We start from the raw sequence: 12616 nt of genomic DNA, 5'->3' as shown, positions 1-12616 counted from the left end.
AGGGGCAAAGGCGCCCGGTCACTCATTGGTACGAAGGAACGACGATGATGCCCCTTATGGCCCGCGCGGCGTATCTCATTGGAATGGCTGCTGCCCTGACGACGTCGCCAGCGGGGGCGACAGACAGGACGTGGGCAGGGGCCTGGGGCTATGCCGCCGCCGATCCCGCTGCGGATGCACGACCGCTGCCGCCGGGGACCTATCGCTATCGCGCCACCATCACGCAAAAGGGCGACGCGATCGCCCTGACGTTCAGCAATCCAGAGCCGGATAAGAGTATCGCCATCCAATCGGTACAGGTTGCCCTTGCCCGCCAGGGAACAGGCCTGGACTTCGAAGCGCGATTCGCGCGCCCGGTCTCGATTTCGGGGCTGGCCGGCGCGGTGCTGTTGCCGGGACGCTCGCTCCGGAGCGACGCGATCGACCTGCCGGTCGAGGTCGGCAGCGACGTCATCGTCGCGGTCACGTTTGCGACGCCGACCCGTCCCGCCAGAACCAATCTGGGCTGGCCGATGGATTTCTCGCCCGCGGGTGGCGAGCCGCAGCCCCTGCGGGCACGGCCTTATCTGACGCTGGTGACGGTCGCGCATCCACGGGCGAATTGCACGATCGTGGCGTTCGGCGATTCGATCACCGACGGCTATCTCTCCCGATCGACGACCGTTCGCGGCTGGCCCGGACGCTTGGCCGATCGCCTGTCGCGCCTTCCCGCCACCCGGCGTTGCGGGGTGGTGAACATGGGGATCAGCGGCAATCGCATACTCCGACCCGGTCGCGGTGCGGCAGCGCTCGATCGCTTTGCAAACGATGTGCTCGCCGTACCAGGGGTCACGCACGTCGTCGTCCTCGAAGGCATCAACGATATCGGCAACGGCGTGGGCAGCCGCAACGACGGCAAGCCTGCCAGTGAACAGGACGCGGTGACGGCCGGCGACGTCGTGGCCGGTTATCGGCAGATCGTCGCACGCGCGCATGCAAGCGGGATCACGGTCATCGGAGCGACGATGACGCCGGCGAAAAGCGCCGCATACATGTCGCCAGCCAAGGAGGCCGTGCGACTGGAGGTCAACCGGATGATCCGGTCCGGCACGGTGTTCGATGCCGTCGTCGACTTCGATGCCGCGGTTCGCGATCCCCAGCGTCCTGGCGAACTGCTGGCCCGTTTTGACCCCGGCGATCACCTTCACCCGAACGACGCCGGTCTGGCGGCAATGGGCGACGCCATCGACCTTCGGCTGTTTACCGGGGGCGCCCGCTGATGCCTGATCGGCGCTAGCCTAGGCGAAGACGCACGTTCGGCAGCGCCGCCATTGCGCAGTTATCGGCGCCGGGTCGCCACGGACAATCGCCGCGACCGGCGCGGAAACGGCCGCGAAGCCTTACGTCGCCACTTCGGCCGCCTTTGCGACGCAGGGGAGTGGTCATCAATATGGTACTGCTGCCTGCGCAGCCGGCACCATATCATGCGCCTGAAGAGATGGATTGTAAGTCTACCCTGCCTGGCGATCGTACCTGCCTGCGTTACGGGAAATCGCGAATGCTGCTGGGGTGAGGGGGGCGTCGACCGGCAGGACCGATCGCCTGACAGAGGCTGATAGTGTCGCAGTCGCGGCCGCCGTTTCTCCCATTGCGACCATACTCCCTCGTCCGAAACCGGCGATGCCGGTTTGCTCCGCCTGAAGCTGTAATCAAGGGGTAGCCGCAGCATCCCGGCGGCCGTTCTTTCCCACCTGGGGAGACGGCCGGTTCTCCATCGCTTGGCCGTTCGCCTTTACCTCGCTAATCTACCTTCGATGGACATCGATGACATCTGACCAGACTTCTTCACGCGCGCGCACGCTTTCGGACATCGCGAAATTGGCGGGTGTGCACCCAGGCACCGTATCGCGCGCGCTCGCCAACAGTCCGATGGTCAATCCCGAAACCCGCGCGCGGATTCAAACCCTCGCCAGCCAGCACGGTTTCCGCCCGAACCAGATGGCCAGCCGGCTGCGGACGCAGAAGACCAACGTCGTCGGCGTGGTGGTGCCGCTGGGGCACGAGAAGCGCCAGCATCTGTCCGACCCGTTCTTCATGACCATCATGGGGCATCTAGCCGATGCCCTGACCGAGGGCGGGTACGACATCATGCTGTCGCGCGTGATCCCCGATGCCGACGACTGGCTGGAGCGGATCGTCGATTCCGGCATGCTCGACGGCGTGCTGCTGATCGGGCAGTCGGATCAGTTCGATACGATCGAGCGCGTCGCCGCCCGCTATCGGCCCCTGGTGGTATGGGGCAGCAGGGTGGAGGGACAGCGGCATTGTTCGGTCGGGGTCGACAACCGACTGGGCGGTCGGTTGGCGGGTCGCCGCCTGATTGAGCGCGGTTGTCGGCAGATAGCGTTCTTTGGCGAGACCAAGACGCTGGAACTCGCCCACCGCTACGCCGGATTGCAGGATGCCTGCGCGGAGGCGGGGATCGCGCCGCCCGTATCCTGCGCGACGCACCTTGCGTCGGACGTGATGACGTCGGAGATCACGGCGCATCTCGACCGGCTATATGGCGCGATCGATGGCATTGCGGCAGCGTCGGACGTCATCGCGATGCGCATCGTCCGGGTCCTTGCCGATCGCGGCATCGCCGTTCCGCAGGGGATGCCGGTCGTGGGATTCGACGATCTGCCACTCGCCAACCATATCGTGCCGCGGCTCACGACGATCCGACAGGATGTCGCACTGGGCGCGTCCTTGATGATTCGGGCATTGTTCGAACGCATGCGGGGCGACGACACGGATTCGGTCGTGATGGCGCCGGAACTGATCGAGCGCGATTCCGCATAGGTCAGGCCGCTTCAGCCTGACCGCTGATTTCCAACGATAATCTACCCCGTCCCCCGCAATTCATCGGCCAACCAGCCATGCAAACGATTGTTGCAATCGTGTGCAATCGGTTGCATAGGGCTGGAATAACGAGGCCGCCGCGAATGGCAGGCCGATGCAGGAGGGGTTTCATGCGGAGCGCATCGTATCTGTTGGTCGGCGTCGGCCTGGCATCGCTGATGTCGATCGCGGCGCAGGCGCAGACCACAGCGCCGCAGGCAGATGCTGCCGCCGCCGCCGCCTCTGCGAGCGACGATCAGGGCGCCGACATCGTCGTCACCGGCACCGCGCGCCCCGAACGCCGCCTGACGACCAGCATCTCGATTAGTGCGCTGGACGCGACGCAGATCGCGCAGGCCGCGCCGCTGGGCAGTGCCGATCTCGTCCGCAACGTGCCCGGCCTCCGGTCGGAAGCCTCGGGTGGTGAGGGCAATGCCAACATCGCCGTACGCGGCCTGCCGGTCGCCAGCGGCGGCGCCAAGTTCGTCCAGTTCCAGGAAGACGGGCTGCCCGTCCTCGACTTCGGCGACATCGCCTTCGCCACGGCCGACGCGTTCGTGCGGCCCGACAACAATGTTCAGCGCGTCGAGGTCGTCCGCGGCGGTTCCGCCTCGACCTTCACCAGCAATGCGCCGGGCGCGATCATCAACTTCATCAGCAAGACCGGCAAGGTTGCCGGCGGCAACGTCGCGCTGACCAAGGGGCTGGATTTCGACCGTACCCGCATCGACGCGGATTACGGCGCGCCGATCGGAGAGGATTGGTCCTTCCACGTCGGTGGCTTCTACCGCATCGGGGACGGCGTGAAGAAGATCGGCTACAACGCCGAGAAGGGCGGCCAGATCAAGGCCAATATCACCCGCAACTTCGCCAACGGCTTCGTACGGCTGACCGGCAAGTTCCTCGACGACCGGGCGCCGGCCTATATCCCGGTGCCGATCCGTGTCGGTGGTACGAACAGCGATCCCAAATTCAGCGCATTGCCTAATTTCGATCCCAAGAACGACCCGCTGCAGTCGCCTTATTTCCGTTCCGACCTCGCGGTCGGCCTGAACGGCAAGCGCATTCGCACGGATGTCGCCGACGGGTATCGCACCAAGGTGCGCGGGATCGGCGGGGAGGCGTCGTTCGATCTCGGCGGCGGCTGGAACTTCGACGACAAATTCAATTACGCCAAGAATTCGGGTGGGTTCACCACGCCTTATGCCGCCAATGTCGCGACCGCCGCGTCGTTCGCGACGTCGATCGGCGGCGCCGGCGCAACCTTGCGCTATGCCAACGGCCCCAATGCCGGCCAGACGATCGCCAATCCCGGCGCACTGAATGGCAACGGACTGGCGACCAACGCTCTGTTGTTCAATGTGACATTGGACGATTTTACCAATGTCACCAACATCCTGACGCTGGGCCGCGACGTCGATGGCGGCAGCGCCGGATCGGGATCGGTGACGCTCGGCTATTTCAAATCCTACCAGTCGATCGAGATGGACTGGCATTGGAACAGCTATCTGCAGGAAGTGTCGGGCAACAAGCCGGCCCTGCTGGACGTCTACAATGCCGCCGGTCAGATCCAGACGCAGGGCGGCCTGATCGCCTATGGCGAGCCGGTGTTCGGCAATTGCTGCCAGCGCTATTACGACATGCAATATAAGATCGACGCGCCTTACCTTGCGGTGACGTGGAAGACCGGTCGACTGAACGTCGATGGCAGCGTGCGTTGGAACAGTTCGAAGGCGGACGGGCGCTATGCCACCAACAACGGTCTCACCGTGCTCGACGTCAACGGGGACGGTGTGATCCAGGTGCCGGAACGCACCGTACCGGTCGTAAGCCTCGCGAACGCCAAACCGGTGGACTACCGCAAGAACTACTTCACCTGGTCCATCGGAGCGAATTTCGAAATCAAGCCCGATCTGGCGTTGTTCGCCCGCGTCAGTCGCGGTGCGCGGTTCAATGCGGATCGCGTCCTGTTCGGCGGCGGTGTGCGCGACAATGGCAGCATCGCCGATGAAATTGCGGTCAACTTCGTCAACCAGCAGGAAGCAGGCGTGAAATTCCGGTCGGGTGGCGTCTTCGCCAACCTGACGGCCTTCCGCGCGACCACGGCGGAAGCGAACGAGATCATCATCCCGCAGCAGCGCCTCATCAACAACAAATACCGTTCCTACGGGCTAGAGCTGGAAGCCGGTGTCGATTACGACATCTTCCACCTGACCGGCGGCGCAACCTACACGCATGCACGGATCACGGAGAGCGAGGTGCAGCCTGCGCTCGAAGGCAATACGCCGTATCGTCAGGCCGACCTGATTTTCCAGGCGACGCCCTCGATCGTTCTCGATCGCGTTTCGGTGGGCGCGAACTTCATCGGTACGACCTCGTCCTACGCGTCGGACAACAACGGGCTGAAGATCCCGGGATATGTGCTGACCGGGGCGTTCGCCTCCTTCTCGGTCACCCCGGCGCTGCGTCTGTCGGTCAATGCGCAAAATCTTTTTAACGTGCTTGCGATCACCGAACTGGGGCTGGCGACCGACACGTTGCCGGCCAACGGTATCAATACCGCCCGTGCCTTCCCCGGCCGCAATATCAGTGCGACGATCGGCTTGAAGTTCTAGGACCGGATGCGGTGCAGGCGGCCCCGATCGGGCAAGCCACCGCACCTAATGGATCGGAAGGGGATTGCGATGCCTCGGCGCAACATCTTGGGCACGATCGGCATCGTTGCGACCGCTTTGGCCGTCAACCGGCAGGCGATCGGTGCAGCGTCACGCCACCGTCCTGCACCATATGTGTCGATCCGATGACGCAGCTGGAAGATCGCTTCGTCCGCCATGGCGCCACATTGCGCCGCCAGCTGGAACGGCTGTACGGCGCGACCCACGACGTGGCGATGCTGTGGACCCGTATCGAGGCGGCGGTGCGGGCTGGAGCATCGGCGCGACCGGCGGCGATGAAGATGCTGGACGATGCCCGCATTGCGGACCCCGACTGGTTCGTCGCGCCGGACATGATCGGTTATTCGACGTATGTCGATCGCTATGCAGCAACGGTCGCGGGCCTGACCGCGCGGGTCGATCACCTCGAATCGCTGGGCGTGCGCTACCTGCACCTGCTCGCTTTGCTGAAGGCGCGCACCGGCGATAGCGACGGCGGCTTTGCGGTCGCCGATTACCTCAGCATCGAACCGCCACTCGGCACGATGGCGGATGTCGAGAAGCTGGCCGACCGGTTGCGTGCCGGGCGGATCAGCCTGTGCGTGGATCTGGCGCTGAACCATACCGCGGACGACCATGCGTGGGCGCTCGCGGCAAAGGCCGGCGATCCCTTCTACCGCGATTTCTACATGGTGGTCGACGATGCCGAGGCGGCGGCGCGGGACGCGATGTTGCCACAGGTCTTCCCAACGACCGCGCCCGGTAACTTCACGCGGGTGCCGGAGATGGGCGGACAGGTATGGACCACCTTCTATCCATTCCAATGGGACCTCAACTGGGCGAACCCTGAGGTCATGCTGGCCATGATCGAGACGATGCTGCGTCTCGCCAATCATGGCTTCGAGGCGTTCCGGCTCGATTCCACCGCCTTCCTGTGGAAGCAGGCCGGCACCGATTGCCGCAACCTGCCGCAGGCGCATTACATCGTCCGCGCCTTGCGCGCCGCGCTCGACATCGCCGCACCGGCGACATTGCTGAAGGCGGAGGCGATCGTGCCGACAGCGTTCGTGCCGCCGTATTTCGGGGCGGACGAGGGGCAGGGTTTCGAACCCGAATGCCATCTGGTCTACAACAATTCGCTGATGGTCGCCGGTTGGGTCGCGCTGGCCGAACGATCCGCGGCGCTGCCGAAAGCGATCGTCGCGGCGAGTGGCGGGCTGCCGCTTGGGGCGAACTGGCTGACCTATGCGCGTTGCCACGATGACATCGGATGGGGCGCGGTGTTGAGCGATTTGCGCAATATCGATCCGGCGCCCGAAGGTCGGCTGGCCGCCGCCGCACGCTATCTCGAGGGGAAGGGCGATAGCTGGGCACGGGGCGAACCGTTCCAGTCGGACGGATCGACATTGCACGGCACCAACGGCATGCTCGCCTCGCTCGCGGGGTTGGAAGCGGCCGGCGACGATGCCGCGCGCGAGGCCGCGTTCCGGCGCATTGCGCTGATGAATGCGCTGGCCATCGCGGGCGGCGGAGTCGCAACCACCTACATGGGCGACGAGGCCGGGATGACGAACGACAATGCCTATCGCGCAGATCCGGCGCGGCGCCACGAAGGGCGTTGGCTGCATCGCCCGGCAATGGACTGGGCGGCACTCGGCAGTGCCGCGGCGAAGCGGATCGGTGGCGACCTGGCTCGGCTGCGCGGCGCCCGGATCGCCAGTGGCGGCGCGGGCGCGCCCATGCCGATGGCGACCGATGCGACGGCATTGCTGGCTATCGGTTGCGGCACCGACACGGTGTTCCTCAATTTCTCCGACGACCTCGTGGCGCTGCCGCTGTCGGGTGAGGATCGTCTGACCGGCGCACCGGCGACCGGGCTGCTTGACGGCTGGCAGGTGGCCTGGATCGCAGGAGTTCGAGCATGAAACCGCGTCTGTCGCTGGCCCGCATCGTCGAGATGAACCTCGGCTTCTTCGGGCTGCAGTTCTCGTTCGGATTGCAGCAGGCGAACATGGCGCCGATCTACGCCTATCTTGGCGCGGACGAGGCCTCGTTGCCGCTGCTCTGGCTGGCGGGACCGATGACGGGGCTGCTCGTCCAGCCTCTGATCGGCGCGCTATCGGACCGCACGACAAGCCGGCTCGGTCGGCGGACGCCTTACTTCCTGGTCGGTGCGATCCTGTGCAGCCTGTGCCTGTTCGCGATGCCGTACAGCCCTGTCCTGTGGGTGGCGGCAAGCCTGTTGTGGATCCTTGATGCCGCCAACAACGTGACGATGGAGCCGTATCGCGCCTATGTCGGCGACCGGCTGACGGAGGATCAGCGGCCGACCGGTTTCCTGACGCAATCCGCCTTCACCGGGCTGGCGCAGACCCTGTCCTATCTGGCGCCGTCGCTGTTGGTGTGGTGGGGCCTCGATAAGGATGCGGTGGACGCCAACGGTATCCCCGACATCACGCGCATCGCCTTCATCGTCGGTGCGATCCTGTCGCTGTCGACCATCCTCTGGTCGGTGTTGCGCGTGCCCGAACTGCCGCTGACGCCGGATGAGCGCGCGGCGATGCAGGCGGACAAGGTGACCCTCGGCGGTGCAGTCCGCGATGTCGTCACCGCCATTCGCGACATGCCGCCAGCGATGCGGCGGCTGGGCGTGGCCATGCTGTGCCAATGGTATGCGATGTTCGCCTATTGGCAGTTCATTGCCTTTGCCATCGCACGGTCGTTGCACGGTACCAGCGATGCGGGCAGTCAGGGTTTTCGCGATGCCGCGCTGACGGTCGGACAGATCGGCGCGTTCTACAACGCGATCGCCTTCGTCGCGGCGCTGGCAATGGTGCCGGTGACCCGCCGCCATGGTGCGCGGATCGTCCATGCGGTGTGCCTAGCCGTGTCCGGCGCCGCCATGCTGACGATCCCCTCGGTCGCCAGCGAACAATGGCTATACTTGCCGATGGTCGGCATCGGCCTCGGCTGGGCGAGCATGATGGGTAACCCTTATGTGATGCTCACGGATACCGTACCGCCGCCGCGTTTCGGCATCTATATGGGTATCTTCAACATGTTCATCGTCATTCCGATGATGATCGAAAGCGTGACCGTCCCGCTCTTCTACCATCCGCTGCTCGGCGGCGATGCACGTGGGATGCTGTATGTCGCGGGTGCGCTGATGATCGTCGGCGCGATCGCGACGATGCGCGTGGGGGCGAGGGCACGACGGAGTGTGACGGCATGATGCGACGGTCGATCCGCAGCGCGCTGGCGTTGGTATTTGCGCCGGTGACGCCGGCATCGGCACAGGATCCGGTGCGCGATGCCGCGTTCATCGAAACCGAGGTCGTCCGGCTATGGCCGGGGCGGGCGCCAGGCGCGACCGCCGATACGCCCGAACAGACGCCGACTATGACGATCTTCCGGCCGCAAAAGGGGCGAGCGAACGGTGCTGCGGTCGTCGTCGCGCCGGGCGGCGGTTATATCGAACTGGCCGGCAACATCGAGGGGCGGCAGGTGGCCGACTGGTTCGCCTCGCGCGGGGTGACGGCTTTCGTCCTGCGCTATCGTTATGGCCCGACGGCGCGCCTGCCGATCCCGTTGCTGGACGGCGCGAGGGCGATCCGGTCGGTCCGCGCCAACGCCAAGAGATACGGCATCGACCCCGCCCGCGTCGGCATGATCGGCTTTTCCGCCGGAGGTCATCTGAGCGCGATGACCGCCGCCGCCGCAGACCGCGGATATGCGACCGCGGCCGACTCCGTCGACCGGCAGAGCAGCCGCCCGGATTTCCTGGTGCTGGGCTATCCATGGCTCGAAGCGACGGTGGTCGATGCGCAGGGCCATTCCCCCTATTGCACCTTCGCCGGCAAGGCTTGCGATCCCAGGCAGTACGAACGCTTCGTGCCGACGAAGGCGGTGACGGCCGCGATGCCGCCGACGTTCATCTATCATACCAACAGCGACATCGTCGTGAGAGCGGATGGCATCCTCCGCTTCTACGACGCATTGCGGGCCAATGGCGTCGCCACCGAGCTTCACGTTTTCGCCAAAGGCGAACACGGCACGGGACTGGGCGGCTCCGATCCGGCGCTGGCGCGCTGGCCGGAACTGATGGAGCATTGGCTGCGCGCGATCGGTGTATTGGGTCGGTAACCGACACGCGTGCGGCCATGCCTGCGGGGACGGGATAGCGCCGTCCGCCAATGTCGAACCGAAAGGTCAGCAGCCTCGCTATTGCGGACCCGCAGACCCGATTCTTGGGGATACCGGTCGATCCGACTCGATGTGAAGCGCAGGCAGTCGGTGCCGCCCTGACCACCGTCGCCGTCAGCTGCTCGCCGCGGTGCCATAGCGGGCGGCCTGGACGAAGTTGGCATCGAACATCCCGACGGTTTCCGCGACGTCGCAGTGATACCGGTCAGTTCGGTTTCACGATGCGACCCATTGCTGTTCCATTTTGGACATTAACCTGCTCGCAATTGACGCATGTTAAAAGTCAAAATTGGAGTGAAACCGATGAGCACACTGCATCGCCTTGCCGCGGCCAAGCCGCCGACCGTCATCCGCAGACTCACGGCCAACAGCCGTGGTGCGGCGGTGCTCGAATTCGCCTTGGTGGCCATCCCGTTCTTCGCCGTGGTGTTCGCCGCGCTCGGGACGAGCCTCGCCTATTTCGCGCAGCAGGGACTTGAATCCGCGGCGGCGTCCGCCGGCCGTTCGCTGCTGGTCGGCGACACGCAGACCGCATCACCGAGCAAGGCGCAGTTCAAGACGAGCGTCTGCGCCAAGCTGCCAGGGTACATGCGGTGCCCGAACCTGCTGGTGTCGGTTGATCGCTCGGTCGATTTTGCCACCGTCGGCACTGCCAGCCCGACGATTACCTTCAATAGCGACGGTACGCCCGCCGACTCGATGCCGTACAATCTGGGCGCGCCAGGCGATATCGTCACGCTGCGGCTCTACTACGTCTGGCAGTTGCCGTCGGTGAATCTCGGCTACGACATCGGCAACCTGTCGAAGGGGCGGCGCCTGCTGATCGCCACATCCGTCGCCCAGACCGAGCAATATTCGTGACCCGGCTGTTCGCACGGTTGCGACGCGACCGCGCCGGGATTGCGCTGACCGAATTCGCTATTACCTTTCCGGTGCTGCTGCTGCTGTTCCTCGGCGGATATCAGGTGTCCGACGCGATCGCCTGCAAGCGCAAGGTCGGCCTGACCAACCGCACGATCGCCGACCTCGGCACCCGCCGTAAATCCGTTTCGGCCGCCGATGTCGATGCGATGCTGGCCGCCGCGACACAGGTCATGTCGCCGTATCGCGAAACGCGGGCGCGGATCCGGCTGACGGAGGTGCTGACCGATAGTACGGGCAAGACGACCGTCGTCTGGAGCCGCGGTCGCAACACCGTGGCCCGCACCGCCGGTAGTGTCGTGTCGCTGCCGACGCCGCTGCGCAGCAGCGGCAACTACCTGCTGCTGAGCGAGATCACCTATGGCTACGACCCCGGCGTCCGATTCGGTGTAATCGGTCCCCAGACCTTGAGCGACCTGTTGTTCATGAGTCCCCGCAACTCCGTTTCGGTGCCCTGCAATGGCTGCTGATCCCATCCGCATCCCACGTCTGCCCGCCGCGCCCCTGGTAGCGTCCATGGCCCGGTTGTGGCGAGAACGCCGTGCCAACGTCATGATGATCACCGCCTTTGCGTTGATTCCGCTCACCTTCGCCACCGGAATGGGCGTCGATTACAGTCAGGCGATGCGGTTGCAGACCAAGGTGGCAAGCGTCGCCGACGCCGCATCGCTCGCCGCAGTGACGCAGCCGATGATGCAGAAACCGATGCTGACCGCTTGCGACGCCGCGCGTCGCACGTTCATCGGTCAGGCGACGGGATTGTACGGACTGCATCTCGACCCGCTGGTCGCGTCGCAATTCACGATCACGATCACCGATACCTTCGCCAGCCTGCCGACGGTCACCGTGACCTGCCCGACCGTCGGTCTTACGCTGCTGGATGTCGGTGCGATCCCGCTGACCCGCGTGGTGAAGGTCGATTTCCGCGGTACGTCAGACAACAGCTTCGCACGCATCCTGGGCATGGCGACACTGCCGATCGCCGGCACCGCGACCGCCAAGACGGTGAAGGCGCCGTATATCGACATCCATCTCGCGCTCGACACATCGCAGTCGATGGGCCTCGCCGCCACCGATGCGGACGCGCTGAAGCTGTGGAACGCGACCAAGGCCAAGAATGGTCGCGGCTGTCAGTTCGGCTGTCATGCGCGCGATCCCAATGAGCTATATTCGATGGAAGAGATCGCGCGCATGCCCGACGTCAACGCCCGGTTGCGTGTCGACGTGCTGCGCGATGCCACCACCGACATGATCGACACGGCCGTCGCCAGCCAGGGCAGCAACAGCAACTATCAGTTCGCAGTATACCGAATCGGCAAGAATGCCGGTCGCTATGGGATTGGTGTCGATCGATACGTTCCGCTGACAGGCAATCTGGCGACGGTGCGCAGCACGGTGCAGTCGCTCGACCTTAGCGCCAACGATGGGTCGGTGGGTTTTGGGGATACCGACCTGCCGACCGCGACCAGCTTCGTCCTGCCTTTCATGAACGCGACCAGCGCCGGCGTGGACGACGGCACGACGCAGCCGCGCGCGCGCAAGTTCATCTTCATCGTCACCGATGGCGTCACCGATATCGAGGGGAATTGCACCTTCGGCCATTGCACCAAGGTCATGGATCCGGCCACCTGCGATGCCTATAAACAGAAGGGTATCACCGTGGGTGTCGTCTATACGACCTACATACCGACCAAGGCCGATCCGACCAGCATGTCCAGCACCGACCTGCGTGAGGAATACATCAAGCTGGTCCAGCCGATCGCAAGCGGCATCGCCCCCGCGCTTCAGCAATGCGCCTCTCCGGGCTGGTATTTCGAGGCTTCGGACGGACCGACGATCCACACTGCTATGCAAAAGCTGTTCGCCCAGGCTAGCAAGACCGCCGCCCTGATCCATTGACGACCCGCTGGCGCCCGAGCCTTTTTAGACGGCTGCGCGGGGGATGCGCGAGGGCGGGGCCCACACGGTCGTCGGCT

The 12616-nt window shown here is 64.9% G+C and carries 9 protein-coding genes; all 9 read left to right on the top strand.

What is annotated here, in order from left to right:
• Positions 1-83 precede the first annotated feature (83 nt).
• The gene (locus tag GTH33_RS03145) at positions 84-1259 is read left to right on the top strand and encodes an SGNH/GDSL hydrolase family protein (protein ID WP_243848543.1); all 1176 of its coding nucleotides are present in this window, start codon (positions 84-86) and stop codon (positions 1257-1259) included.
• A gap of 544 nt (positions 1260-1803) precedes the next feature.
• Positions 1804-2823: a LacI family DNA-binding transcriptional regulator gene (locus GTH33_RS03140; RefSeq protein WP_163957056.1), complete on the top strand. Its 1020-nt coding sequence runs from the start codon at positions 1804-1806 to the stop codon at positions 2821-2823.
• 170 nt (positions 2824-2993) lie between these two features.
• Positions 2994-5477, top strand: a complete 2484-nt coding sequence (locus tag GTH33_RS03135; RefSeq protein ID WP_163957055.1) for a TonB-dependent siderophore receptor — start codon at positions 2994-2996, stop codon at positions 5475-5477.
• A 185-nt stretch (positions 5478-5662) separates the two neighbouring features.
• Positions 5663-7441, top strand: a complete 1779-nt coding sequence (locus GTH33_RS03130; protein WP_163957054.1) for an alpha-amylase family glycosyl hydrolase — start codon at positions 5663-5665, stop codon at positions 7439-7441.
• Positions 7438-8748: an MFS transporter gene (locus GTH33_RS03125; RefSeq protein WP_163957053.1), complete on the top strand. Its 1311-nt coding sequence runs from the start codon at positions 7438-7440 to the stop codon at positions 8746-8748. The genes GTH33_RS03130 and GTH33_RS03125 overlap by 4 nt, the downstream gene beginning before the upstream one ends.
• Positions 8745-9659 (top strand): alpha/beta hydrolase, encoded by a 915-nt coding sequence (locus tag GTH33_RS03120; RefSeq protein WP_163957052.1) that lies wholly within the window; start codon positions 8745-8747, stop codon positions 9657-9659. The genes GTH33_RS03125 and GTH33_RS03120 overlap by 4 nt, the downstream gene beginning before the upstream one ends.
• 363 nt (positions 9660-10022) lie before the next feature.
• Positions 10023-10580 (top strand): TadE/TadG family type IV pilus assembly protein, encoded by a 558-nt coding sequence (locus GTH33_RS03115; protein ID WP_163957051.1) that lies wholly within the window; start codon positions 10023-10025, stop codon positions 10578-10580.
• Positions 10577-11110 (top strand): TadE/TadG family type IV pilus assembly protein, encoded by a 534-nt coding sequence (locus GTH33_RS03110; protein ID WP_163957050.1) that lies wholly within the window; start codon positions 10577-10579, stop codon positions 11108-11110. Before GTH33_RS03115 ends, GTH33_RS03110 begins: the two co-directional genes overlap by 4 nt.
• 82 nt (positions 11111-11192) lie before the next feature.
• On the top strand, positions 11193-12539 hold the full coding sequence (locus GTH33_RS03105; RefSeq protein WP_166753261.1) for a Tad domain-containing protein: 1347 nt from the start codon (positions 11193-11195) through the stop codon (positions 12537-12539).
• Positions 12540-12616 lie beyond the last annotated feature (77 nt).

Origin of the sequence: Sphingomonas insulae, assembly GCF_010450875.1 — a bacterium.
GTDB lineage: Bacteria > Pseudomonadota > Alphaproteobacteria > Sphingomonadales > Sphingomonadaceae > Sphingomonas > Sphingomonas insulae.
This window is presented reverse-complemented; position numbering and strand designations above follow the sequence as displayed.